The sequence below is a fragment of the Brucella pituitosa genome (genome assembly GCF_003049685.1).
Lineage (GTDB): Bacteria > Pseudomonadota > Alphaproteobacteria > Rhizobiales > Rhizobiaceae > Brucella > Brucella pituitosa.
In genome coordinates, this window is the sequence record NZ_PYSY02000003.1 from 124,507 (window position 1) to 151,035 (window position 26,529).

Below are 26,529 nucleotides of genomic sequence, written 5' to 3' on the forward strand. Positions count from 1 at the left end.
TCATGAGTATTGTACGGATGAAGCCCAAAACTGTCACTGCGCCACGCGAAGAAATTGTAATTGCACGCCAGATGCATCAGGCTTTGGTCCTGCATTTTCTGGAAGGACTGACACAAGCACAGATCGCGGAACGGCTCGGCATTTCACAGCCAACAGTCAATCGCTTGATCAAACGTGGGCGTCAATTAGGGTTAGTGGAAATTAAAATCACTTCCCCCATTGAACCACTGGTTGATATGGAAGAGCGCTTATTGGCGTTAGGCGGAATTCAGCGCGCTATCGTAGTTCCAACTGTTTCGGACAACCCGCAGACGGCACTTCAGGCAGTAGGTGAAGCAGCCGCGCGTCTGTTGATCGAAGAAATCGCTGATGGCGATACGATCTGCATCACCGGCGGCAAAGGAGTGAGCGCAGTCGTTGCAGGCTTGCAGGCACCTCGTCGCTTTGATGTTGACGTTATCCCGCTGACCGGATGCGTACAGGGCAAACACTATACCGATGTGAACCACGTCTCGACGCTTATGGCTGAGAAGCTCGGTGGTCGCGCTTATCAAATCCATGCGCCACTCTTTGCAGACAGTCCTGCCGAATGCACAATGCTGATAAACATGCGCTCGGTCGCAGATGTTTTCAGCCGTGCGAAGGAAGCGAACATTGCCGTCGTTGGTATTGGGTCCATTTTGACTGACGATTCGAGTTATTACGATCTGCATCCATCTTCCAGCATGGATCGAGACGCGATTGAACGCTCAGGCGCACGCAGCGAACTTCTCGCACACCTGCTGGACGATCATGGCCGTGTCTGCGGTTATAGTCTCAATGATTCATTGGTGTCGCTGAAGCTAGAAGAATTCAAATCCATACCAACAAAAATCGGTTTAGCAAGCGGGCCAAACAAAGCTTGGCCGATCTTGAGCATCCTGCGCGGCAATCATCTTGATGTGCTGATTACAGATGAGGCGACGGGACAACGTATTCTTGACATAGCAGATGCAGAAGGGGCACGGGGATGAGCCACACACAATTAACACGCGCAATTGGAAAATCGGGTGTGGAAGCATCTGCTGTCGGGCTGGGAACCTGGGCGATTGGTGGCTGGATGTGGGGTGGCACAGATGAGCAGGAGTCAATCGCCGCCATTCAGTCCTCGCTTGATACCGGGGTGACACTCCTTGACACCGCTCCCGCTTACGGACTTGGCCGCTCTGAAGAGATTGTCGGCAAGGCACTCAAGGGGCGGCGCGATAAGGCTATCATCGCAACCAAATGCGGTCTCGTATGGCATACACAAAGAGGTCAGTATTTTTTTGATCAGGGCACCCAGTCTGTACATCGCTATCTCGGACGAGATGCGATTATGCATGAGGTGGAGGAAAGCCTGAGGCGTCTCAATACAGACTATATCGACCTCTATATCACCCACTGGCAAGACCCCACCACTCCGATTGAAGAAACCATGCGTGCGCTTGAGGACTTACGTACAGCCGGAAAAATCCGCTCAATTGGTGCCAGCAATGTCAATGCAGATGAGCTGAAGGTCTATATGGCAACCGGTTTTCTGGATGCAATACAGGAAAAATTCAGCATGATAGACAGGGAGATTGAAACAGAGCTTTTGCCGTTGACGCAGGCAAACAATGTTTCAACCCTGAGTTATTCATCGCTAGCGCTTGGTCTGCTTGCTGGAACAATGGATGCGGAGCGGACTTTCTCGGGGGATGATCAGCGCAAAGATAATCCTCGGTTTTCAAAAGCTAACCGACTGAAAATAAGTTCTTTTGTTGAAGGCGTTCAGGCTGTAGCCGACAGGCATCAGGCAAGCATTGCGCAAATCGTTATTGCCTGGACGCTAACACAACCAGGCGTGACATTTGCTTTATGCGGAGCGCGTAATCCGGCACAGGCACTGGAAAATGCAAAGGCTGGGACAATCAGACTCGATCAGCATGATCTTGATGTCATCGATACGACCATCGCAGCAAAGCTGACCAATCTGGACAAATAACGGACCCATCATGACCCGTGAAGAGATATTGAGCGGACTTCATGAAAGTCCGAAGGTAGACGTGTGCGTTGTTGGCGGTGGTATTAACGGGATCAGTGTGTTCCGTGAACTAACGCTGCAAGGACTCTCCGTTGTGCTTGTTGAGAAGCACGACTATTGCTCAGGTGCCAGTGCGGCTCTGTCGCGCATGGTGCATGGCGGTCTGCGATATCTCGAAAACGGTGAGTTCAACCTGGTGAAAGAATCTCTCGTGGAGCGTGACCGGCTATTGCGCAACGCACCGCATCTGGTTCACCCGTTACCAACCACCGTTCCGGTGTTTGGTGTCTTTTCGGGGCTCGCAAATAGTATTGTGCGTTTTCTTGGATTGAGCCGTAAGCCAAGCCGACGAGGCGCAATTGTCGTTAAAGCAGGATTGAGTATTTACGATTATCTTACGCGTAAACGTGCACTTATGCCCAAACATCACTTTCGCGGGCGGCGGGCAACACTTGATAAATGGCCAGCGCTTAATCCTACCGTCAAAAGCTCGGCAACCTATTACGACGCATGGGTTAAACAACCGGAACGCATTGGTTTTGAACTTTTACAGGACGGGTTTTCGGCAGGCCCAAATGCGCGGGCACTGAATTATGCTGAACTGCAAAGCCAAGGAAATGGCGGCTTTACAGTACTCGACCACATCAATGGGACACGAACCCCCATCCAACCGACTTTGATTGTCAACGCTACCGGTGGCTGGATTGATATTGCCAATGAAAACCTGTTGCCTGAGGCTTCTCATGGGGCACCGCTGTTGGGTGGAACAAAAGGCTCGCATCTGATTATTGAGAATGATGCTTTACGCAACGCACTGGGCGAGCACATGCTTTATTACGAGAACGAAGACGGGCGCATTTGCATCCTTTTTCCATATCTCGGCAAAGTACTGGTCGGCTCTACGGATATCCGCATTGATAATCCGGAAGAAGCCATATGCAGTCCCGATGAGCGGGATTATATTCTTCAATCACTGGGTTTTGTGCTGCCCGATATTAAAATTGAACCGCAGGACATTGTGTTTCAGTTTTCCGGTGTGAGACCGCTACCCGCCAGTAAAGACAATTTCACCGGTCGCATTCCACGCGAGCATTACTGCACTTTTATAGAACCCACGGGTATAGGACACACAGGAGTTAATCCGCCGATCCTATGCATGATTGGTGGCAAATGGACGACATTTCGCTCTTTTGGTGCCCTGGCCGCCGACTTGGTTTTGCAGCGTCTCAACAGACCTCGGCTTGTAGGTACAACTGATCGTGCGATTGGTGGCGGGCGGAATTATCCGGCAAATTCAGACGCGTGGATTGCGCATCTGATCGCCAAAACTGGCCTACCAGAAACGAGAATAGCAGAGCTTTTTCAACGCTATGGCACTGATGCTCAGGCAATAGCGGAGTTCATCGGACAAGAGCCGGATCAGCTACTCCCATGTGCAGATTATTCAGTTCGCGAGTTACGCTACCTGATCAAAAGTGAAGCGGTCGAACATCTTGATGATCTTTTGTTGCGACGCACCACTTTGGCCATCAGCGGGCAACTATCCCTCGAGATGACGGATGCCGCGCTTGATCTGCTGGCACAAGAAAAGTGCTGGCCACCAACACAAAAAAGCAACGAGCGTAGCCGGTTTCTCACGCTTCTCCATGAGCGCCATAGCGTTGGCCTCGATATTCTTAACGACAGAAATAAACAGGGAGTACATCATGCGTGGTAATTCTAAAGTACGGATGAACCGCCTTTTTGGTAGCGGACGCTGCCTTGATGTGGCGATTGACCACGGTGTCTGCAACGAGCCTTCTTTTTTGGACGGGCTTGAAAACATGCAAGCGATTGTCAAGGCATTGATCAGTGCAGCTCCTGATGCCATTCAGATGAATTATGGTCAGGCTGATCTGCTGCAGGATGTGCAAGGCAAAGACAAACCGGCACTGGTGATGCGTATTGATATGGGAAATCCCTATAATCATATCCGCCATCGGGCCATGTGGGCCGTTTTGCAAAATGAAGCTGAACCGCTGATCGGCGCTATCAAAATGGATGCCGCTTGCGTGGTCGTCAATCTGTTTATGGTGCCGGACGAGCCTGATCTTTTCCGTCAGTGCGTGCAGAATATTGCGCGTGTGCGCGCTGATTGCGATAAATATGGCATGCCATTGATGATTGAACCATTGGTCATGCAGCCGGTGACGGAGCGCGGCGGATACATGGTCGACGGTGACGCCGATAAAATCGTGACCCTGACAAGACTTGCCCGCGAAATGGGCGCAGATATCATCAAAGCCGATCCGACGACCAATGCAGAGGATTTTCACCGCGTGGTAGAGGCCGCACGTTGCCCCGTTCTGGTGCGTGGTGGTGGTAAGGAAGATCTACGCGCTGTGTTTGAAAAGTCCGCAGCGCTGATGCAGCAGGGTGCTGTCGGTATGGTGTACGGGCGCAATATCTACCAGCATAAAAATCCGGGCGCAGTTGTGCGCGGGTTAATGGCAATCATCCACAACGATGCAAAGGGTGAGGATGCCTACACTCTCTACCAACAAGGCTAGTGGATTGAATTTGATATTTGATCCCGACATTTGCTCAACGCTTGTAACTGACGGATGCAAATGTCGGAAACAAATCGCTAGATATAAGAACAAAACCTTGGGAGGGGTTCAGTTTGGGAGAGTATCTTTTAGGGCTGGATGCCGGCAACACCGTCATCAAGGCCGTGATCTTTGACCTGCACGGCAATGAAGTTGCATCCGTTGCAGAGGAGGGACATAGCCGTATGCCGCATCCCGGTCATGTGGAGCGCGGCCTCACAGAGCTATGGTCGAATGCCCGTGCGGTGATTAAACAGGCAATCATTGATGCGGGCATACGCCCAACGCAGATTGCCGCTATTGGCTGTGCGGGACATGGCAACGGGTTGTATACGCTTGATCGGGAGGGCGAACCATTGCTGGCCATCCAATCGCTCGATACACGTGCCGCAGATCTTGTCGAAGAATGGCAATCCGCAAATGTGGGCGATCGCACCTATCCGATTTCGCTCCAGCGCCCCTGGCCTTCGCAAACACCAACGCTGCTCGCATGGATCAAACAAAAGCGACCGGAACTCTTTGCAAAAATCGGGACAGTTTTTTTCTGCAAGGATTTCATCGTCAATAGACTGACCGACCAGCGAGTGAGCGAGACGTCCGATATGGCCGGCAGCGGCTTACTCAATGTCGCCAAACGACAATATGATCACGACTTAATGTGTGCATACGGCCTTGGTGATTGCATGGATTTGCTGCCACCTCTTATTGAAAGCGCCGATATCGCCGGAACGGTCTCTGAGAGCGCAGCAGAACAAACCGGACTTGCAGTTGGCACGCCGGTTATCGGCGGACTTTTTGATGTTGTGGCCTCAGCCATTGGTTCTGGCGTAACCCGAACCAATGCGGCATCCATTATTGTTGGCACATGGAGCATTAATCAGGTCATTACTGACAAACCAATTCTGAAAAGGCCAGTCTTCATGTCGTCAACTTTTGACCGTGAACGATTTATGGCAATCGAGTCGAGTGCGACGTCGGCAGCCAATCTGGAATGGCTGGTGCGCGAGTTTTTTCATGACGAGCACGCTGATCCGCGCTCCCCGTTTGATATCTGTTGCGAACTGGCTGGCGCAATTGAGCCTGCCGCCAATGATCCGATCTACCATCCGTTTCTTTATGGTGCGCAGCAAAACGGTAATGCACGGGCTGGCTTTTACGGCGTTGCGGGATGGCATACAAAAGGTCATCTGATCCGCGCACTCTTAGAAGGCGTGGCTTTTGGTCATCGTCAGCATATTGAAACATTGCGCATAGCGGGTGTTGATTTCAATGAAGCCGTGATTTCCGGTGGCGGCTCGCGCAGCCTGCTCTGGCCGCAAATATTTGCCGATGTATTGGGCGTTCCTGTCACAGTAACTCATTCCAACCAAACGGGAGCGTTGGGTGTGGCCATTGCTGCAGGAACATCTGTCGGAATTTTTGCAGACTTCGAAGCCGGAGCCAATGCCATGGTTCGTAGCGAGCGCAACTATCAACCTAACGCGTTACGCGCTGCACATTATGCCCGTCGTTATCAGCTTTACCGCGATATCGCTGATGCAATGGCACCGATATGGAAGCGCATGGCCGCAGTTGAACCAGCAGCGACGGAGGAAGCGGCGTGAAAAGCAGCGTCAATCAACCTCTGAAAGATGAAGGCACTTACGATTTTATCATTGTTGGTGCAGGGTCCGCAGGCTGTGTTCTGGCCAATCGTTTATCGGCCAACCCTCAAAACCGCGTTCTGCTGCTCGAGGCCGGCAAAAATGATCGCTATCATTGGGTACATATCCCGATCGGTTATCTTTACTGTATGGGTAATCCGCGCACAGATTGGATGATGAGAACACAAGCCGAAGCGGGCCTCAATGGACGTTCGCTTGCCTATCCGCGCGGCAAAGTGCTGGGTGGCTGCTCTTCCATCAACGGCATGATTTATATGCGTGGACAGGCAGCCGATTATGATAACTGGCAGCAGGCGGGTAATAAAGGTTGGGGCTGGGATGAGGTACTGCCCTATTTTCTAAAATCAGAGGACAATTTTCGCGGAAATACACCCCTGCACCGGGCGGGCGGTGAATGGCGTGTGGAGAAACAACGAGTTTCTTGGCCGATTCTGGATGCATTTCGCGATGCTGCAGAAGAAATAGGGATTCCAAAAACCGATGATTTCAATGGCGGCGACAATGAAGGTTCCGGCTATTTTGAAGTCAATCAAAAGGATGGCGTTCGCTGGAACACGACGAAAGCCTTTCTTCGACCCGCGCTGAAAAGACCTAATCTACGCGTGATCATTGACGCTGAAGTTGAGGGGCTTGAAATCAACGGGAAAAGTGCGACTGGTGTTCGCTTCCGCAAAAATGGACAGTCATGCATTGCGACGGCCAAGGGAGAAATTACTCTGTCTGCCGGAGCGATCAACTCACCCAAAATTCTTGAACTATCAGGCATTGGTAATCCCGACATTCTCAAAAACTCCGGCATCACACCCAAACATGCCTTATCCGGTGTTGGTGAGAATTTGCAGGATCATCTGCAAATCCGTACAGTGTTTCGCATCGAAGGTGCGAGCACGCTGAACCAGCTTTATCATAATCTTTTCAAGCGTGCAGGTATGGGACTGCAATATGCTTTTCGCCGTTCCGGCCCTCTTTCAATGGCCCCAAGCCAGCTCGGAATTTTTGCAAAGAGCGATACTTCTCTGGAAACGCCGGATCTTGAGTATCACGTTCAGCCACTTAGCACAGACCGGCTGGGCGAGCCACTGCATCGTTATCCGGCTGTGACCGTTTCTGTATGCAATTTGCGCCCTGAAAGCCGAGGTTCGGTTCATATTGCTGGGCCAGACATAGAACTTTCACCTCATATCCGACCCAATTATCTCTCAACCCCTGGAGATAAACTGGTCGCGGCTAAGTCCATTCGTCACGCGCGTAATTTGATGGCAACAAGAACACTTGCAAAATACCAGCCGTTTGAAATGCTTCCAGGTATTCAACATCAAAGTGATGATGAGCTGGTTCAGCGTGCTGGAGACATCGCGACGACGATTTTCCATCCGGTCGGGACATGCAAGATGGGAAGTGACACCAACTCGGTTGTCGATGATAATTTGCGAGTACGCGGCATTGAGGGGCTGCGTGTTGTCGACGCATCGATCATGCCAAAGATTGTGTCCGGCAATACAAATTCACCAGTTATCATGATCGCGGAGAAAGCAGCTGAAATTATCTTAAATCGGTGAAAAGCTAAAACTCGTGATCCAAAATAGAATTTATAACACAATAAAAATCGGAATTCGGGATGATGATAAAGCGTACTGTATTTGTCAGATACTCTTTATCATCACCTTTACTGTCAGATGAACGCAAGCCTATGCGCTTTAAGCTTCGGGCGAATACCCAAAAGTCACGGCAGGGTTTTCTGCCGTTTCGACCCATATGCTCTTAGCCTGCGTGTAGGCCATCAGTGCATCCTTGCCACTTGAGCGTCCGTAACCGCTACGCCCGAAACCACCGAATGGGGACATGACCGAAATGGTTTTATAGCCATTGATCCAGAAGGTGCCTGCCCGCACATTTGCAGCCACCCGATGTGCGCGCGCTACATTCTCTGTCCACACAGCACCAGCAAGCCCGTAAGGATTGTCATTTGCAAGGGCAATCGCTTCTGCTTCGTCATCGAAAGGCATTACGGCAACAACCGGACCGAACACTTCTTCCTTTGCGATCGCCATTCCCGGTTCAACCCGGTCGAGGATCGTCGGGGCATAATAATATCCGCCTGTTTCCTCCAGCTGTTCAGGCTTTTTGCCGCCTGCTGCAAGAACAGCACCGTCGGCAACGCCGTCACGCACCATCTGATCGATCTTTGACCATTGGCGTTCGTTGTTAATCGGACCGATATGCGAATTGTCGTCATATGGATTACCGACAACGATCCGGTTTGCCGCATCGGCATAGCGCTCTACAAACTGCTGATGGATAGAACGATGTACCAACAAGCGTGAACCCGAAACGCAGCTCTGACCGGCACCGCTGAAGATTGCCGACTGTGCGCCGACAATTGCACGCTCGATATTGGCATCCGGAAAGACGATATTCCCGGACTTCCCACCGAGCTCAAGTATGCAGGGAACAACATTTTTGGCAGCCGTTGCTGCAATGGCAGAACCTGCCTGTGCCGAGCCAACAAAAACGACAAGACCGGTGCGCGGATGCGAAACCGCAGCCTGACCCGCAGTCGGTCCCTGCCCCGCAATAACGTTGACCAATCCGCGTGGCGCTCCGCCCTCCTCGCACATCAAGCCAAGAATGAGCGTGGAAAGAGGCGTTAGTTCGGAGGGTTTAATTACGACGCCATTGCCTGCACAGATTGCCGGTGCAATCTGCCAGCCGCCGGTGAAAAGTGGTGCGTTCCATGGCGTAATCTGTGTGACAACGCCAATTGGCTCGTGACGAGTATAATTGAGATGACTGCTCGGAACAGGAATAACATCGCCGTAAAGCTTGTCGCACCAACCGGCATAATATTCAAACATTTCGGCGACACGTACGGCCTCGCCACGAATGTCACGGATCGGACGACCTGCGGAGCGGCTTTCAATTTCGGCAATCAAAGGCGCATGTTCGCGAATACGCCGGGCGATTTCATTCATCACACGACCGCGTGCTGACGCCGTTAGTGACATCCACTCTTTCTGAGCGCGGGCAGCACTATCCATACCGGCATTGATGATCGACTGGTCTGCGTCCTTAAACGACGCGAAGACCTTGCCGGTCGCTGGATCGGTGAGGTACTGATCGGCACCACTGCCTGCGATTATTTCCCCGTTTACGAAACTGCCTATTTCGCCTTTTGGAAAGAAGCCTTTGAAAATCTCGGAGATGCGGGCAGCCTGTGCCTGTGGGTCAATCGGTTGGGTCATCATATTGCTCTTCATTTGGAGGATTCAGGCTGAAACGCACCCATGCGGGTGAAATCATCACTGTCTTTGAGGTGATCAGCACCAGCCCAAAGCTTTGCTACAACCGATGTCAGCGGGTTTTCCGCACCGGTGCGCACGGCCATTTCCTGGGCAAGACGAACATCCTTGCGCATCAGCCCCATCGAAAAGCCGCTGTCGAACCGGTCGTTCATTACCCAGGTCGGGAAATGGACCTCGCTTATCATAGACTTCCCTGATGCAGCATTCAGCACGCGCAATGCGGATTCCGGGCTTATTCCGGCAGCAAGCGCCAGCTTCAGCCCCTCGCTGGTGGTCACCATATGCGCGGCCGCCAACAGATTATTGACGAGCTTTGCGACATTACCTGCACCGCTTGGGCCGACATGCAGTGCTTTGGCGGCCATGGTTTCGATCACGGGCTGGGCGAGCGCCAGATCGGCATCGCTGCCGCCAATCATCATGGTCAATTTGCCTGAGGCCGCACCAGCCGGTCCACCGCTGACGGGCGCATCAAGGAACCCATGTCCCATGGCATCAAGCTTGGCCGCAAGCGCGCGGCTTACATCGGGTTCAGATGTGGAAGTGTCGATAATGATCACACGACCGCGATCGGTATTTGCCAACAGATGACTATGCGCATTGACGACGTTTTCAACATCGCGTGCCGTCGGTAGGGAGAAAACAAGAAAGTTCGACTTCTCAAACAGGAGGTCCAGCGTGTCAGACGGCGTTACACCCGCCTTTTCCGCCAGCGCCTTACGTTCGGCAGACAAATCAAAACCCAGCGTCGCAAACCCTTTCGCCGCAAGCGTCTGCGCCATGCCCAGCCCCATACTGCCGAGGCCCACAACGCCAATCACCGGTTTTTCTTGTAGCGACATTCCGCATCTCCATTTTTATCAAACCGGCCGGGGCCAGTCAAAATTCAATGGAGGAAAGCTCGCACCTATGGGGGGCAGCGCATAGCCGGATTGCGGACAACGCAGCGTCCCACCGCAAGCAACAGTCGAATGGATATCTTACCTGAAGGCCGCCATGCTGCCAGCGAGGAAACCGCTGAGGCGTTCAACCGAAAGCGGCAGGCGGCGGCGTGCGCGCACCATCAAATGCGCACTCGCTTCAGCTAATGGCGGGTCCGACAGTTCGCGTATTCCGACCGCGCCACGCGCAAGCTCGGTGGATACTGCAAAGCGAGGCAGAAAAGATATGCCAAGGCCGGCAATCACAAACCGTCGCAGAACATCGATTGATGTCGTTTCCACCAAGGGGGCAATAGCAAAACCGCGATCAGCGGCAACACGCGTGACCAATTGCGTGATGCCATGCCCCGGGCGCAAAAGCGCATTGGGCAAGCCTGCACAGTCAGCAAGATGCAATCGGTCTTTTTTCAGCAACGGGTGCTCAGGCGGCGTCACTACACACAGCGGCTGTCGTGAAATAGCCAGCGAACGAACCCGCGTATCCAGCAGCGGATTGTAAGCAATACCAATATCCGCATCGCCATTGGCAATACCATCAAGAACGCTTTCGGTGCTGCCAAGTTGCAGATCATACTGAACGTCCGGGTAAACTTTTACAAAAGAGCCAAGTCCATACTCAAGCACATCGGCCAGAAACCCCTCTCCGCACAGGATGCGGACACGCCGCTGTTGCACACCTTTGAGGAGGCCTAATTGCTCCGTCAAAAGGCTGCTTTCTTCAAGGACACGCCTGCTATGCTCAAGAACCAGCTCACCCGCTTCGGTCAAAGCCATGCCACGCGCGTTGCGTTCAAACAACGGCAAGCCTATATTGCGTTCTGTATCCGCAATCTGGCGGCTCACCACCGAAGGCGCGACGTTCATGTGTTCGGCAGCACCCCGGATCGAACCGATCCGGACCACCGCTATGAACATACGTAATTCTTTAGCGTCGAGCGTTTCCATACCGGTATGTTGCTCAGCAGCCACCGTTGGTCAACACGCATCCCGGATATCGCAACACGATCATTACTCCGGAGACAGTTCAGTCGCGACGAGCTTGATCCAGAAATTGGCACCTATTGGCAAAAGCGCATCGTTGAAATCATAATAAGGCGAATGCAGGCCCGGATTATTTCCATCACGGCGGCTGCCAAGCCAGAAATAGCAGCCCGGGCTTTCCTGGAGCATGAACGCGAAATCTTCCGCAGCCATGCTTGGTGCCACATCAAGCACCTTAAGACCAAGATCAGGCGAAGCAGCCAGTTCACGTATCTTGCGGGCATTCTCCGCTGTATTGATTGTCGATGGATAGCGTTCTTCGTATATGACACGCGCCGTACAGCCAAAACCTTCTGCAATCGACGCTGCCAGCGTTTGCATACGACGAGAGATCGTGGCTCCGACTTCAGTTGAGAACCAGCGTGTCGTGCCACGGATCGTCATGCTCTCAGGAATGACATTCCAGGCGTCGCCACCATGTATCTGCGTCACGGAAACAACGGCGGATTCAAGCGGTGATACGTTACGGCTGGCGATGGTCTGCAGAGCAGTGACGATCTGAGCTGCTGCAACCACAGGGTCAGCACCTTCATGTGGCATGGCTCCATGAGCACCCTTGCCTGTGACTTCGATCTCAAATGTGCCAAACGCCGCCATCATGGCATCGTCACGCGCTACACATGTGCCCACATCAAGCGCTGGCCAATTGTGCAGGCCATAGATCGCGTCAACAGGAAAATCTGTGAACAGACCCTCACGAACCATTTCACGGCCGCCGCCCTCGTTTTCTTCTGCTGGCTGAAAGATGAAATGCACTGTGCCATCAAATTCGAGCTGACTGATTGCTTTCGCGGCGGCAAGAGCCATTGTTACATGCCCGTCGTGCCCACAGGCGTGCATCTTTCCTGTCGTCTGCGAGGCGTAGGTTACGCCGCTTTTCTCGACAATCGGCAATGCATCCATATCAGCACGGATACCAATGGAGCGCTTGGATGTACCACGCGTCAAACTACCAATGACACCCGTTCGGGCAAAGCCCGTCCTGACGGCAAAGCCCCATTGCACGAGCTTGTCAGCAATGAACCCGGCTGTACGATTTTCCTCAAAACCCAATTCAGGATGGCGGTGTAAATCATGCCGCCATGCAAGCGCTTCCGCGATATCAGCTTCTGACGGAAAAACAGCCATATGAATATTCCCTATGTGAGACATCTAACCGGGGCAGGTTCATGAACCTGCCCCGGAAACCTTTTATCCCGTTATACGCAATGTCAGATCCGCGACAATAACTGAGCCAAGATAAGTACCGATCATCACGCAGATGGCAACGATAACGATCTTCCAGCCCGAGCGGCGGGCGATCTCAAACTCGTTGCGGGTCAGTGCCAGACCGCCATAGGCAAGCGCAGGTGTCGCGAGTGCCAGGAAGTTCAGGTCAGCGACTTTGGCCACCACGTAATCAGCGCCCGGTACACCCGGAATGGTGATGATGATGGCAATCAGCGAAACCCATGCAACACTTGGCAGATAAAATGGCATGAAGCGGGCCAGCATCAAACCAAAGATGGACGCTGCATAAAGAATCGCCATGCCAGGCAGAGCCTGTACCGGTGTAACACCGGTGCCAATCCAGTTGGCAACCAACCCGAGAAAACAGGCGATTATCAGCAGCAGTGCATTTTCGACGATATCAATCTTACGCTCATCGGTCGTCTCAACGGACAGGGTCAGAGTGTCGATTTTGTTTTTCATAGAATCGGAAGTCATATTCTCGTCCCCTTATGCAGCATCGCGATATTCTTCAGGACGGCACTTCTTATAGAGCCATTCCGTCAAAGGCAGCGCCACGAACAAGCCGACATAGAGGCCCGTCGCATAAGTGAGAATATTGCTGGCTGCAGCCAAAGCCAGGATCAGATCCTTCTGTTCCGGAATTACACTGACCAATCCGCCAGTACAGGCGGCGAGCATGCTGCCTGAACCCACGCCGCATGACATGGCAAGCGCGCGGAAATCAAACAGTCCGAAACTGTGAACGATCGGCGGCAACAGCGCGAAAACGAATGTACCAATCAAAGTGCCGGTCGCATAAACGCCCATCACACCGGCACCTTCGGGACTATCAAGTCCATATTTATCGGCAATCAAAGCCAGATTTGGTTCACGATCGATAGAGTAGGTTGCGCCGACGGTTTCACGTCCCATACGCAGCACAAACACCGCTATCGGGAACGCCAACGCGATGGTGCCCAAATTACCAATTTCCTGCAATACCAGAGCAGGACCGGCAGCAATGATGTTTTCAATCTGCGGGCCAACCGTTGTGCCAAACTTGGCAATAAACGGCATAATGGCAATGGTGATCATTGTGCCGGAAAGCTTAACCGAATCCGATTTCAGGACTTTGCCGGTTACCTTAAGAATATTGGGATTAAAGACGACACCTAAAGCAAATGCGTAAAGCATAGGCAAAAAGATGACAGCACCAATACCGATGGATAATTTTTGGATGCCTATCAGTTCTGAAATAGAAATGATCAGCAGCACAAATGCATGCAACCAGATATGTCGCAAAGCAAATACGTTATTCCCCTTCACGCGGCTCTCCTTGTGGTTTCTTCATACGCGCTTTCGGGCAAGTATGATCAGTTTGCGCTCCAGCACCAGCCATCCCCGGAGGAACGCAGCGTTGCTTAGATGACAACGCTATGAAAGGTCAATGCGAAGCTGATCTCCGCAATGACATCATTAGCAATTCAGCCCGGATCTGAGACTACCGCTGGTTTGAAACCGAAATTCCGTCACACGCCGGCTTTACCATCACCCGCCATCCAAACCTTGGATGCCTTTTGCTGAACATCTGGTCGCTGCGTATCAAATCCCTTGCTCTGAAATAAGCTTCCGTTTTGCGCATAGGAATTCCCAGAAGCTTTCAGCGTGCTTTTGAAGCGGAGTATCGTGACGGTAGATGCGGATTTCAACGGTGAGATCCCAATAGGAATCCGTGGAAGCACGCGCCAGTTCTCCTTGTTGCACCTCATCATAAATAAGACTTTCGGGCAGCCACGCCATTCCCCAACCCGCCAGCGCCATTGCCTTCAGCCCGATGGAGATCGTGTTCTCATGCATCACCTGTCGTTTGAAATCGGGTCCAACGAAAAATTTTTGAGAAAGAGCCGCCCCGAAAAATGAAAAATCGCCGTAACTCAGATAAGGCAATGCCTCCCCGTTGGCGATTGCATGATCCAGCACTGGACCAATTTCTGAAGGGCGTGAAACAGGTATCAATCTGTCAGTACCCAACACGATTGATGGAAATTGCTGAGGATCAATGAGTATCGGCACAGACGGATGCGCATAGGTGAGAAAGAAGTCAACCTCACCTTCGGTGAGTGTGGCGATGTTATCTTCGAACCCTCCCCGATCCGGACTGAGCCGCGAGCGTATAGTGCCAATTTCCTCGTCGATCTGCTTGAGCCATTGCGGGAAGAAAGTAACCGTCAGTGTGTGTAGAGCCGAAAAGGTGATGACCGGGTTTTTGACTTCGCGATTTGGCTGGAACGCCTTGCGGGTGTTGTAAAACTGTCGAACCGTATCCTGCGCAATGGACAGAAAAGTCCTGCCTTCTTTCGTAAGTTCTGCGGGAAAAACCGCCCGATTGACAAGCGTCACCCCCAACCAGAGCTCAAGCTGCTTGATCCGCCGCGAGAATGCAGATTGCGTAACATGGCGTGTATCAGCGGCGCGCGAAAAGCTCGACGTATTTGCAAGCGCGATAAAGTCTTCAAGCCATTTCAGTTCCATTTTCGACCTGCCCCGCACTTTAAATTTCGGCTTTACAGCATCATTACAGAGGAATCTCTGAGCACGATATCGCCATCAAAACCTGTTATGCATTTTTTGCATAGTGATTGCAAAACATAGCATTGGCCTGCCAAATTCTTTTTACTTACCGTCCCCCTCAACAAAAAATGAAATGTCCGAGGGCGTGTTTTGGCTAGGGTAATTTATTTGAATGGAGCCTTCGTAGAAGAGAGCGAAGCGAAAGTTTCGGTTTTTGATCGCGGCTTTCTTTTTGGTGACGGCATTTATGAAGTCAGTGCGGTTCTCGACGGACGTCTAGTCGACAATGATCTGCATCTCGCACGCCTTGAACGTTCGGTGAAGGAGATAGGTATTCCGCTCCCTGCATCACTCGGTGACATTCGCGAGGCTCAAACAGAACTAATTCGCCGTAATGCTTTGCATGAAGGCGTCGTCTATATGCAGGTTACACGCGGCGAAGCCGAGCGCGACTTCGTTTACGCCGACAACATGAAGCCGAACTTCGTCATGCTGACACAGGCAAAAAATCTCGCGAATTCTCCTGCTGTGCTTCACGGCGTACGCGTCGATGTTGCCCCTGACACACGCTGGGCGCGCCGCGACATCAAAACCGTAATGCTTTTGGCGCAGGTGCTGGCCAAGAAGCAAGCCAAGACCAAGGGCTACCACGAGGTCTGGTTGATTGAGGATGGTTTCGTCACTGAAGGCGGCTCGTCAACTGCTTTCATTATCACCAACGAGAATGTGCTGATTACCCGCCCGAACTCGCATGCAATTTTACCGGGCTGCACTCGCCGGGCGGTTTTGCAAATTGCCAAAGAGCAGCACCTCAGCATCGAAGAACGTCTTTTCACAGTTGATGAGGCGAAGGGTGCAAAGGAAGCATTTCTGACCAGCGCTTCCAGCTTTGTAACGCCGATCATTGGCATCGAAGATCATACAATCGGAGACGGCAAGCCGGGGCCGATCACACGTCGTCTGCAGCAAGTCTATCTGGACCTCGCACGCACCGGGAGTGAGCCAGTTTTTCAACAGTAACCTTCAAACAAAGGATAAAAAGAGGGAAACATGACAATAAAAAAACTTTTCAAACAAACCGCTTACGGAGCACTTTTTGCAAGTGCCGCCGTCATAACTTATGCCAGCACAGCATCTGCCGCCACTGAGGGTTATGGCGACTGTCCGCTGATCGGCGAAAAAGGCACAGCGAAGATAGAACCGGCAGTAGCGGACCAGTTCACAGTCATCATCAATCTGCCTGCAGTCGGCCAGTTTAATGGCGACACGCCGGATACGATCAAAGACGGCTATGAATTCTGCATGGCGGTTAATGTTGCCCATCGTCTGGGCCTCGATAAAGTAAAACTGGTCAATGCTTCGTTTGACTCCATCGTAGCTGGGCAGAACAAGGACTATGACATCGCTCTGGCGCTGATTTCCGTTACAGAGCCACGAAAGAAAGTTGTAGACTTTTCTGCGCCTTACATGAATTCGGGCTACGGCGTCGCGGCGCGTGCCGATAAGCCTGTGACTGAAGCCGATATCAAAACGGTTAAGGTGGGTACACAAGCAGGAACAACACTCGTTCCTTTCGCACAAGACACGCTCAAAGTCGCAAGCCTTGACGTTTTTGACGATACCGCATCCATGTTTACCGCACTTGCGGCAGGCAAGGTCGATGCTGTCATGACCGATCTGTCGATCACGCTCGGTCAGGCACACAATTCCAACGGCAGGCTCGCTGTGGTGGGTAAATATGAATCGAGCGGTGAAACCGCTGGCATTTATCCAAAGGGTTCGCCGAATGGCAAAGTCATCGATCAGCTGATCGAAGACATGCACAAGGATGGTACGCTCAAGAAACTCGAGGAAGCTTACCTGCTACCGTCATGGGGTACATCTCCCGATAATATCCCACTCTGGAAGCCGTAAACTACCGATCTTTCGGGCTGCAGCTTGGCGTTAGGGCTGCAGCCCGGTCAATATTCAAATACGACCCTGGTCAAGTGAGGGTTTCCGCTTCGTACACCGCATATAGGGCATGTTTTGATCTGAATGAATCAGATGAGTGTTCTAACTGTTCGTTTTGACACGCATCCCGAAAGCCGTTTCTTACTCTTCGGGATGCATATCCGGCGGTGAATAAAGTGAGGCCCTGACCTGTTTCATCGAGAGTAAAGTCATGTCCCATCTGGCACCTGAAGCCAGCGCGCAACGCGCCCAACAATGGCGCGACCGCAACAAGGTCCACACCCATGGTGGGCGATCTCTGTTTGCTTTTGCCTTTTCGTTCCTCACCTTTCTGGCGATGGCACAAACCGCATATAGTGTTGCCAGTTACACAATAAGCCAGGGTTGGTCTTCAACACCGATTATTGCGGCCAGCTTGGCTATTCTTACTGCTCCGCTTGGCGTCCTTTGGTTTGCCTGGCGGGCCGTTCAACTCTCCAGCAAGGCCGGAAACAATACCGATATCTATCAGGGACGGGCATTCGGCGCTCAGGCATCAGATATATCCTGGCAAGCTATTTCCTATGCTGTGGCATTGCTGATCATCAGCGCGAGCGCATGGTTTCTCATCGCCAATGACGCTGCCGTCAGCCGCACGTTCTTCGACGTCAGTCTTATAGTGAAATCCTCTGGCACTGTGCTCAAGGCCTTTGGCACGAATATCATTATCTTCTTCATTGCGGCCTTGTTGATCCTCGTTTGGGCACTGGTCATAGCGATTGCCCGAACGCTGCCGGGTAAGGCTGGCAGACCTATCCGCGTGCTTGCAACATTCTATTGTGATCTTTTCCGTGGTTTGCCCGCTATCATAACCATCTATCTCATTGGGTTCGGCCTTCCACTGACAGGGCTGCCGATCATCAAGGATCTGTCTTCAATTTCCTATGCGATTATCGCGTTAACGCTGACCTACGGCGCCTATACGTCAGAGGTCTACCGGGCAGGCATTGAAAGCGTACACCCAAGCCAGATTGCGGCTGCCCGCTCGCTTGGCCTCTCTTATACACGCACAATGCGCTATGTCGTAATTCCACTTGCAGTGCGTGGGATCATCCCTCCACTTATGAACAACTGTATCAGCCTGCAAAAAGATACTGCATTGGTCGCCATCATCGGCACAATCGACGCCTTCAACCAGTCCAAGATCATCGCCAGCAACTATTTCAATCTCTCAGCCGTCACCACGGTGGCCATTCTGTTCATCCTGATCACCATCCCACAGGCGCGTTTCGTCGATCGTCTGATCGAACGGGATCGTCGGAAAACACGTTCGAGCCTGTGAGAAAGGACCAGACAAATGGCACTGATTGAAATTGATAAGGCTTATAAGCGTTATGGCGCACTGGAAGTGCTATCCGGCATTTCTCTCGACATCGAGGAACATCAGGTGGTTTGCCTGATTGGTCCCTCCGGATGCGGAAAATCTACTCTGCTGCGGTGCATCAATAGATTGGAAACGATCGATGAAGGTGAAATTCGTCTCCATGGTGACCGGGTCACGGGTCCGGGCGTCGATCTTGACTTGTTACGTCGCGAGATCGGCATCGTTTTTCAGGGATATAACCTGTTTCCTCATATGACTGTAATGGAAAATGTGACGCTGGCCCCGACTAAAGTTCTCGGCATGCCCCTCAAAGAAGCCGAGGAAAAGGGACTGGCATTGCTCGCCCGCATTGGCCTTGATCACAAGGCGAAGGAATATCCTGACCGTCTTTCCGGCGGTCAGCAGCAACGTGTGGCCATTGTACGTGCCCTGCTGATGGATCCGACACTTCTGCTTCTGGATGAAATTACCTCGGCACTTGATCCTGAACTTGTATCAGAAGTGCTTGATATCGTGCGTGATCTGGCCAAAAAAGGCATGACCATGGTGCTTGCCACCCATGAGATGGGCTTTGCCCGCGAGGTCGCAGACAAGGTCTGCTTTCTGCAAAGCGGTAAAGTCTATGAGGAAGGCCCACCTTCGCAGATTTTCGGCAATCCGCAGGGTGAACGTACGCAGACATTCCTCAAACGCATTATAGAAGCTGGACGCCTTTAGGAAAAGACGGGAACCGGAGACAAAAATGACTGATACGGCACGCGACTTCGGCATCGTTTGTGGCATTTTGCCGACAGGTGCAAACAACGCCATCACCGATGTTCCGGGCGTACGTGTTGGTCATCATACGTTGCGCGAGGGTGATATCAATACAGGCGTTACTGCTATCATCCCGCATGACGGGAACATGTATCGCCGAAAGGTGCTGGCTGCCTGCGATATTATCAATGGCTTCGGCAAAAGCACGGGTCTGTTGCAAATTGAGGAATTGGGAACTCTTGAAACTCCAATTCTCCTCACAAATACCTTCGGTGTGGGGACCTGCGCCAACGCATTGATCCGTGAAGCGATTGCGTTCAATCCCGATATTGGCCGCACGACAGCAACCGTCAATCCGGTTGTGCTTGAATGCAATGATGGGCCCCTCAGTGACATTCAGGCAATGGCGGTTACCGAAGAACATGCACATCTGGCGCTGCTCAATTCAGGCTCCTGTGTTGCTCAAGGCAACGTCGGAGCTGGGACAGGCATGACTTGTTTTGGTTTCAAGGGAGGCATTGGCACGTCTTCACGCCAGTTCGAACTAGATGGCAAATCGTATCATCTGGGCGTTTTGGCACTCACCAATTTTGGCCGTGCGGGTGATCTGGTTCTGCCGGATGGGCGTATGCCTTCCCCCAAAACCCAGCCTCAACCGGAAAAAGGCTCTGTCATTCTCGTTCTTGCGACCGATGTTCCGATGGAATATCGCCAGTTAAAACGTGTCACGCGCCGCTGTGGTGCTGGCCTGGCACGGCTTGGCGCTTTCTGGGGACATGGTAGCGGGGACATAGCTGTCGGGTTTTCAACAGCTGTATCGTTCGACCACGATGAACCAAACGATATCGTGAATTTCGCAGCGCTTAACGAAAACCGCATCGATATTCTTTTTCGTGCCGCAACCGAATCTACACAGGAGGCCGTGCTCAACTCTATGTGCGCAGCCGAGGCCATGCGCGGCCGCTCCGGCAGCCGCCGTTCACTCGCCGATTGGCTCCGTAACGCTCACAGCTGAGCAGTTACGCGAGCAGAGGTGAATGGATAGGGGGCCAATGCATGCGTTCAGCTCCAACATGGCCCAACATACCTTGCAGACTCTACTGAAATCGATGCGACCGGGCAGCCGTTCCTCATCCCAAAACCGGCCAAAACCGGTTTGCACTTTTGGGAGATACACTCGGGTTACTCCTCTTTCGCTTAACGTGACAGCAATCTAAAGATAAAGTCATGTGCGATGAAGTCGGAGGCTCGGACTTGACGCTACGTTATCAGATCGTTGCATTGGCAATCGTGCCGCTTATCGTGGCTATCCTCACCGTAACTGCCTTCATCACATGGCAGTCAGCAAAGCTTGTGCAAAGTAGCATTGCCACTTTTGAGCAAAACATGCTGAAGGCTAAGGAAACGGAGCTGCTGAACCTCACCAATCTCGCACTGTCATCCATTCAGAAAATCTATGAGGACGCCGGTCCTGATGATGCGGAAGCCATGGAAAAAGTGCGGGCGATCCTAACGTCGCTCGATTACGGCCGTGACGGCTATTTTTTCGTTTATGACTATGACGGCAACAACGTAGTTCATCCTCGCCAATTGTTTCGGCCGGGGCACAACTGGCTCAATCTCGTCGATCCGGATGGGGATCGCGTCATCGCCAATCTGATTGGCAAGGCAAAGGAAGGAGGTGGCCTGCATCAGTATAAATGGGAAAAGCCCTCCAGTGCCGAAATGGCTGATAAGCTATCCTTCGCTGTGGGGCTGGACAAATGGAAATGGATGCTCGGAACGGGCGTCTATCTCGATGATGTCTACGCACAAACCGCCGCAGCAAATGCGGATTTCCGAGCCAATATCCGCACAACATTCCTGATCGTTAGCCTAATTGCCGTCCCGGCAGTGATGCTCGTCTTCGCTACCTGCATGCTGCTCAACTTGCGGGAACGGCGAATGGCCGACACCAAACTGAAAGAGCTGGCACAACGCATCATCGATACACAGGAAGAAGAAAGAGCACGGCTGGCACGCGAACTGCATGACGGCATATCGCAGAACCTCGTAGGGGTACGCTATGCCATCGATCTTGCAAGTCGTCAGGTCGGAACAGCGAGTGGCGGAGCTCCACAGGCAATCGAAAAAGCAGCAGACGCCCTCAACGGAGCGATCAAGGAAGTGCGCCGTCTCTCACATGATCTGCGTCCGCGTATTCTCGATGACCTGGGGCTGACGATAGCTTTGAAAGCACTTTGCGAACATTTTTCAGAACGCACGGGCATAGAGACGCATTTTGAAGCAAGTGGCTTGAGCGAAATGGTGAAACCGGAACCAAGTACAGCGCTTTATCGGGTTGTGCAGGAAGCTCTTACCAATATTGAGCGGCATTCGGGTGCCAACCAGGTCGATATCCGGCTTCGCGGCCTGAAAGGCAAAATAACAATGACAATTACCGACAATGGCAACGGCTTCACCGCACGTGAGCTGAAGGATGGACTATCGGGACTGGGTTTGCGGAATATGCAAGAACGTATGGCACATTTTGGCGGTGTGCTCTTGGTTGAAACAGGCGTAAATGGTACGCAACTCACCGCACGGTTGCCGAAGTCGGTCACAGAAAAAAGGCTGGAATCAGGAGTCGCATGACGAACGAATGTAAAATTCGCGTATTGCTGGTCGATAATCATCCTCTGGTTCTGGACGGTTTGCGTGCGGTTCTTGAAACCTATGACGATATTGAAATAGTTGGCGCTGCTGCAAATGCCCGCACCGCCTTGGAGCTTGCGTCATCGGTTGGTCCCGATGTGGTGTTGATGGATATCAATATGCCGCTTCTCAATGGCATTGATGCGATCGAACTGTTCAAGAAGCAACTGCCCGGTATTCGTATCCTCATGTTGTCCATGCATGACAGTCGCGAATACATTTCCACGTCTATTATGCGTGGTGCATCAGGCTATGTTTTGAAAGATGTTTCAACAACAGAAATTGTCACGGCAATTCATGCTGTTGCATCTGGCGGCACATATTTCTCTTCGGGCGTTTCCGAAGCGCTCTTGGAAAGAGGCGAGAAAAAATCTGAAGGACTGTCGGCGCGCGAAGCCGATGTGCTGGTACTGGTCGCCGAAGGTGGCAGCAATCGTGAGATTGCGACCAGACTGGGGATTTCAGAAGCAACGGTTGAAACACATCGCAAGAATATCAAGAAGAAGCTCGGAATTGCCAGCACTGCTGGTCTCACACGCTATGTCATTGAAAACAGACTGAGCCTCTCGTCGCATTAGAGCGCGTTTTGATCTGATTGGACCAGATCGGCGCTCTAACTTCTTCTATTTTAAGCATAATCTTATCGATCCTCGTTTCACTCGGGTCGGATTATGCTCTAGTTCCCCCCAACGAACAATTTGCTTACCCACTAGTGGGTAGAGCTTTGTTGCTTTGATCTATAGTCGTCTTGCCGCGATGAATCCCCGGTCATAGTATCCTCCAAAACCGCTTGAGGAGGCGGAAAAGAAGGGGAGGAACGATGTCAGTTTTGCTGGCGTTGTCGCGCGCCATTGACGCGGCCAATAATTTCATCGGAAAGTCAGCATCCTGGTTGATACTTGTGGCGGTTCTTATAAGTGCCATCAATGCTGTCTCCCGCAAGCTTTTCAACATCAGTTCCAATGCATGGCTTGAAGCGCAGTGGTATCTGTTCTCTGCGGTTTTTCTGCTTGCCGCAGGCTACACGCTGCTGCACAGCGAGCACGTCAAAGTCGACCTTCTCTACAGTCGTTATTCACGACGAACCCAGTTGCTGGTCGAGATATTCGGTACGATTTTCTTTCTTCTGCCATTCTGCCTCATCACGATCTACCTCTCATGGCCAATCGTCGAGGCAAAGCTGGCCAGCAGCGAAACCTCCAATAATACAGGCGGGTTGGTGCTTTGGCCGGTCTGGATCCTGATTCCCATCGGCTTCGGTTTGCTGGCGCTGCAAGGCATATCCGAACTCATCAAGCGTATCGCCATACTCAAAGGGCAGATCCCCGATAAGGTCGCCGTTGAAGATGCCGAAGCGCAAGCGCTTTGAGAGGGATGGATATGATTGCATTTTTCACGGAAAATCTCGCTCCCCTTATGTTTCTCTCCCTGGTGGCCGTGCTCCTGTTGGGCTATCCGGTCGCTTTTGCCCTTGCCTTTGTTGGCTTCGTCTTCGGCTTTATCGGCATCGAACTGGGCCTGTTACCGGTCAATCTGTTCGGGGCAATTCCTGATCGCATCTTTGGGCAGATGTCGAACGAGACGTTGCTTGCCATTCCATTCTTCACCTTTATGGGGTTGATTTTGGAACGAAGCGGCATGGCAGAAGATTTGCTTGATACGATCGGGCAGCTTTTCGGACCTGTACGCGGGGGGCTCGCATTTGCTGTCATTATTGTTGGTGCGTTGCTTGCAGCAACGACCGGCGTGGTTGCAGCCTCTGTCATTTCCATGGGACTTATTTCCCTGCCGATCATGCTGCGTTATGGCTACGACCGGAAAGTCGCTGCCGGAACAATTGCGGCGTCCGGAACCTTGGCGCAGATCATCCCTCCCAGCCTTGTCCTCATTGTTCTCGCCGATCAGCTTGGACGCTCGGTAGGCGATATGTACAAAGGGGCACTCGTCCCGGGACTGATGCTTGTCGGCTTTTACTGTGCCTTCATCATCGGTATGTCGATCTTGCGACCCAATACTGTTCCCGCGTTACCAGTGCACGCACGGACGTTGAAGGGCTGGAAGCTCGTTCGGCGTGTCGTATTCTCATTAGTACCGCCGCTTGTGTTGATCTTTCTTGTTCTTGGAACAATCTTTATCGGTCTGGCAACGCCAACGGAAGGCGGCGCCATGGGAGCGGTCGGGGCGTTGCTTCTTGCTATCATTAATCGTCGCCTTAATCTGCCGATGCTGACTTCCGCTCTCTACGCAACAGCAAAACTGTCTTCATTCGTTATCTTCATTTTGCTCGGCGCACGTGTTTTCTCGCTTACATTTTATGGTGTTAACGGTCACGTGTGGGTTGAACACCTGATGACGTCAATTCCTGGCGGCGAAGTTGGATTTCTGATCGTTGCCAATCTGCTGGTGTTTTTTCTGGCATTCTTTCTCGACTACTTCGAGCTGGCCTTCATCATCATTCCACTTTTAGCACCTGTAGCAGATAGTCTTGGAATTGATCTTGTCTGGTTCGGCGTGATGCTGGCGGTTAACATGCAGACATCGTTCATGCATCCGCCATTTGGTTTTTCGTTATTCTATTTACGTTCTGTTGCACCGTCCCGACCATACAAGGACAAAGTAACGGGAGCGACAATCCAACCTGTTACATCCGGGCAGATTTATGTTGGCTCGATACCGTTTCTGATAATCCAGCTCGTCATGGTCGGGATCATCATAGGGTTTCCCGGCATCGTCACCCACTATAAGGGCAACCATAAACAGCTGGACCCGTCGACCATCCAGATCAATGTGCCGATGCCAGATGCAGGTGGAGGAAACCCATTTGGCGATGCACCAGCCCCATTTGGTGCGCCTGCGCCCTCTCCGGGTGAACCGTTGCCCGCACCATCATTCGGCACGCCCTCCCCGCCTTCGTTCGGCCAGGGTTCAAACCAACAGGAAAAACCGGATCAGTGACGGCGACGCTAAAGCAGCGGAGCCAAAAGCGTGAAGCGGTTTTGCGTAAGATAATGCTTAAAAACAAATAGTTACAGTAGTTCCAACGATCCAGTCTCAAATGGAACCGCTGTCACCACTGCACATAATCAAGAGTCTTAGAGGAGGAAAGACATGAAACAGGACTTAAACCGCCGAACATTTCTAACAAAAGGCGCTGCCATTGGCGCAGCCGCTGCAGCCAGTGGAGCGTCGCTTGCTACACCAGCCATAGCGCAAGAACTGCCAACGCTGCGCTGGCGCCTGACCTCAGGTTTTCCAAACAACCTGGATACTATTTATGGCGGCGCAGTTTATATGGCCAATGCCGTTTCAAAGATGACAGAAGGCAAGTTCCAGATCCAGGTGTTCCAGGCTGGAGAAATCGTACCAGGACCACAGGCAATCGACGCGGTGCAGGCGAATACTGTCGAAATGGCGCATACCTGTGGCTACTATTTTACCGGCAAGAATCCGGCTTTTGCCATCGGCACCGCGATCCCGTTCGGCATGAATACCCGCCTCCAGAATGCCTGGCTCTATCACGGCGGTGGCAATGAACTCTATAACGAGTTTCTGTCAGACTATGGCGTTGTGGGGATTGTTGGCGGTAACACAGCCGCGCAGATGGGCGGCTGGTATCGAAAAGAAATCAAAAGCCTCGCCGACCTCAAGGGACTCAAGATGCGCATCGCAGGCGTTGCCGGTGAAGTGATGTCACGTCTGGGCGTCGTACCACAGCAGTTGCCCGGCGGCGATATCTACCCATCACTCGAGCGCGGCACTATTGATGCAGCAGAATGGGTAGGGCCTTATGACGACGAAAAGCTCGGTTTCTATCAGATCGCGCCTTATTACTATTACCCTGCCTTCTGGGAAGGCGGCGCCTCCGTCCATTTCTTCATCAATAAGGAGCAATATGAAAGCCTGCCGGAACCTTACAAGGTAGCGCTCAATACGGCCGCCGAAGCAGCCACTCAGAACATGATCTCGCTTTATGACGTCAAGAACACAACTGCAATCCGGTCATTGGTATCGAAGGGGGTCAAACTTCAGCCGCTGCCGCGTGATGTGCTCGACGCCGCATACAAAGTGACTTTTGATCTCTACGCAGAGTACAACGAGAAAAATCCAGCATGGGCCAAAATCTATCCAAGCTGGAAGAAATTCCGTGACGAAGGCTTCGAGTGGTTCCGTGTCGCTGAATATACCTATGACAGCTATGTCTTTGCGCAGCAGGCCGCAGGCCGGTAATACAACTGCGATAAGCATCTTCAATGCCTGAACATGCAGCGGGGCCCTGTGGCCCCGTTTTCTTGCCATGATGCGGAAAATCTATTGTACCGTTTGCGAACTCAACAAAGATTACGCAACGCCATCCCAAGCACTTTAGTTTCAAAATTTCTTCATCGCGGCGTCATGCCACG

23 protein-coding genes are annotated in these 26,529 nt (G+C 52.1%); 16 read left to right on the top strand and 7 right to left on the bottom strand.

Translation table 11 applies throughout. The annotated features are described in order from the left end of the window. Positions 1 to 2 precede the first annotated feature (2 nt). From C9380_RS20920 to C9380_RS20945, 6 genes are all read left to right on the top strand, one after another. Positions 3 to 1,013 (top strand): sugar-binding transcriptional regulator, encoded by a 1,011-nt coding sequence (locus C9380_RS20920; protein WP_128094542.1) that lies wholly within the window; start codon positions 3 to 5, stop codon positions 1,011 to 1,013. Further along, positions 1,010 to 2,005 (top strand): aldo/keto reductase, encoded by a 996-nt coding sequence (locus C9380_RS20925; RefSeq protein ID WP_128094543.1) that lies wholly within the window; start codon positions 1,010 to 1,012, stop codon positions 2,003 to 2,005. Before C9380_RS20920 ends, C9380_RS20925 begins: the two co-directional genes overlap by 4 nt. 10 nt (positions 2,006 to 2,015) lie before the next feature. Then, positions 2,016 to 3,761 (top strand): glycerol-3-phosphate dehydrogenase/oxidase, encoded by a 1,746-nt coding sequence (locus C9380_RS20930; protein WP_128094544.1) that lies wholly within the window; start codon positions 2,016 to 2,018, stop codon positions 3,759 to 3,761. After that, positions 3,751 to 4,593 (top strand): class I fructose-bisphosphate aldolase, encoded by an 843-nt coding sequence (locus C9380_RS20935; protein ID WP_128094545.1) that lies wholly within the window; start codon positions 3,751 to 3,753, stop codon positions 4,591 to 4,593. The genes C9380_RS20930 and C9380_RS20935 overlap by 11 nt, the downstream gene beginning before the upstream one ends. A gap of 113 nt (positions 4,594 to 4,706) precedes the next feature. Continuing rightward, a complete protein-coding gene (locus C9380_RS20940; protein WP_128094546.1) occupies positions 4,707 to 6,236 on the top strand; it encodes an FGGY-family carbohydrate kinase in 1,530 nt (509 codons plus the stop codon). Further along, positions 6,233 to 7,855 (top strand): GMC family oxidoreductase, encoded by a 1,623-nt coding sequence (locus tag C9380_RS20945; protein ID WP_128094547.1) that lies wholly within the window; start codon positions 6,233 to 6,235, stop codon positions 7,853 to 7,855. The genes C9380_RS20940 and C9380_RS20945 overlap by 4 nt, the downstream gene beginning before the upstream one ends. Before the next feature lie 138 nt (positions 7,856 to 7,993). Here the strand turns inward: C9380_RS20945 and C9380_RS20950 are convergent, their stop codons facing one another. The 7 genes from C9380_RS20950 to C9380_RS20980 form a co-directional block, all read right to left on the bottom strand. Then, on the bottom strand, positions 7,994 to 9,538 hold the full coding sequence (locus C9380_RS20950; protein ID WP_128094828.1) for an aldehyde dehydrogenase family protein: 1,545 nt from the start codon (positions 9,536 to 9,538) through the stop codon (positions 7,994 to 7,996). An 11-nt stretch (positions 9,539 to 9,549) separates the two neighbouring features. Then, complete coding sequence (locus tag C9380_RS20955) at positions 9,550 to 10,440, bottom strand: NAD(P)-dependent oxidoreductase (protein ID WP_128094548.1); 891 nt, start codon at positions 10,438 to 10,440, stop codon at positions 9,550 to 9,552. Between the two features lie 138 nt (positions 10,441 to 10,578). Beyond that, positions 10,579 to 11,508: a LysR family transcriptional regulator gene (locus tag C9380_RS20960; protein ID WP_247877637.1), complete on the bottom strand. Its 930-nt coding sequence runs from the start codon at positions 11,506 to 11,508 to the stop codon at positions 10,579 to 10,581. A gap of 39 nt (positions 11,509 to 11,547) precedes the next feature. Beyond that, positions 11,548 to 12,708, bottom strand: coding sequence for a M20 aminoacylase family protein (locus C9380_RS20965; protein ID WP_128094549.1), 1,161 nt, complete (start codon positions 12,706 to 12,708; stop codon positions 11,548 to 11,550). 63 nt (positions 12,709 to 12,771) lie between these two features. Further along, positions 12,772 to 13,287, bottom strand: coding sequence for a hypothetical protein (locus C9380_RS20970; RefSeq protein WP_094542141.1), 516 nt, complete (start codon positions 13,285 to 13,287; stop codon positions 12,772 to 12,774). 12 nt (positions 13,288 to 13,299) lie between these two features. Next, positions 13,300 to 14,118 (bottom strand): DUF3100 domain-containing protein, encoded by an 819-nt coding sequence (locus C9380_RS20975; RefSeq protein WP_105535217.1) that lies wholly within the window; start codon positions 14,116 to 14,118, stop codon positions 13,300 to 13,302. A gap of 276 nt (positions 14,119 to 14,394) precedes the next feature. Then, positions 14,395 to 15,324, bottom strand: a complete 930-nt coding sequence (locus C9380_RS20980) for a LysR family transcriptional regulator (RefSeq protein ID WP_128094550.1) — start codon at positions 15,322 to 15,324, stop codon at positions 14,395 to 14,397. Positions 15,325 to 15,531: 207 nt separating this feature from the next. Here C9380_RS20980 and C9380_RS20985 point away from each other — a divergent pair, with 207 nt between their 5' ends. The 10 genes from C9380_RS20985 to C9380_RS21030 all read left to right on the top strand — a co-directional run bounded on the left by C9380_RS20985 (position 15,532) and on the right by C9380_RS21030 (position 26,356). After that, positions 15,532 to 16,383 (top strand): D-amino-acid transaminase, encoded by an 852-nt coding sequence (locus C9380_RS20985; protein ID WP_105535219.1) that lies wholly within the window; start codon positions 15,532 to 15,534, stop codon positions 16,381 to 16,383. 30 nt (positions 16,384 to 16,413) lie between these two features. Continuing rightward, positions 16,414 to 17,277, top strand: a complete 864-nt coding sequence (locus C9380_RS20990) for an ABC transporter substrate-binding protein (protein ID WP_100559862.1) — start codon at positions 16,414 to 16,416, stop codon at positions 17,275 to 17,277. A gap of 250 nt (positions 17,278 to 17,527) precedes the next feature. Then, a complete protein-coding gene (locus C9380_RS20995; RefSeq protein ID WP_128094551.1) occupies positions 17,528 to 18,637 on the top strand; it encodes an amino acid ABC transporter permease in 1,110 nt (369 codons plus the stop codon). Between the two features lie 15 nt (positions 18,638 to 18,652). Continuing rightward, the gene (locus C9380_RS21000; RefSeq protein ID WP_100559859.1) at positions 18,653 to 19,396 is read left to right on the top strand and encodes an amino acid ABC transporter ATP-binding protein; all 744 of its coding nucleotides are present in this window, start codon (positions 18,653 to 18,655) and stop codon (positions 19,394 to 19,396) included. A 25-nt stretch (positions 19,397 to 19,421) separates the two neighbouring features. Next, entirely contained in the window at positions 19,422 to 20,450 is a 1,029-nt protein-coding gene (locus C9380_RS21005) for a DmpA family aminopeptidase (RefSeq protein ID WP_128094552.1), read from the top strand. A 239-nt stretch (positions 20,451 to 20,689) separates the two neighbouring features. After that, positions 20,690 to 22,069 carry a two-component system sensor histidine kinase MctS gene (gene mctS / locus C9380_RS21010; RefSeq protein ID WP_100559855.1) on the top strand — a complete coding sequence of 460 codons (1,380 nt, stop codon included), beginning with the start codon at positions 20,690 to 20,692 and terminating at the stop codon, positions 22,067 to 22,069. Further along, the gene (gene mctR / locus C9380_RS21015; RefSeq protein WP_100559853.1) at positions 22,066 to 22,707 is read left to right on the top strand and encodes a two-component system response regulator MctR; all 642 of its coding nucleotides are present in this window, start codon (positions 22,066 to 22,068) and stop codon (positions 22,705 to 22,707) included. The genes mctS and mctR overlap by 4 nt, the downstream gene beginning before the upstream one ends. Before the next feature lie 242 nt (positions 22,708 to 22,949). Further along, entirely contained in the window at positions 22,950 to 23,498 is a 549-nt protein-coding gene (locus C9380_RS21020; RefSeq protein ID WP_105535225.1) for a TRAP transporter small permease subunit, read from the top strand. An 11-nt stretch (positions 23,499 to 23,509) separates the two neighbouring features. After that, positions 23,510 to 25,084, top strand: a complete 1,575-nt coding sequence (locus tag C9380_RS21025; RefSeq protein WP_105707257.1) for a TRAP transporter large permease — start codon at positions 23,510 to 23,512, stop codon at positions 25,082 to 25,084. A gap of 153 nt (positions 25,085 to 25,237) precedes the next feature. Next, positions 25,238 to 26,356: a TRAP transporter substrate-binding protein gene (locus C9380_RS21030; RefSeq protein ID WP_100559849.1), complete on the top strand. Its 1,119-nt coding sequence runs from the start codon at positions 25,238 to 25,240 to the stop codon at positions 26,354 to 26,356. Positions 26,357 to 26,529 lie beyond the last annotated feature (173 nt).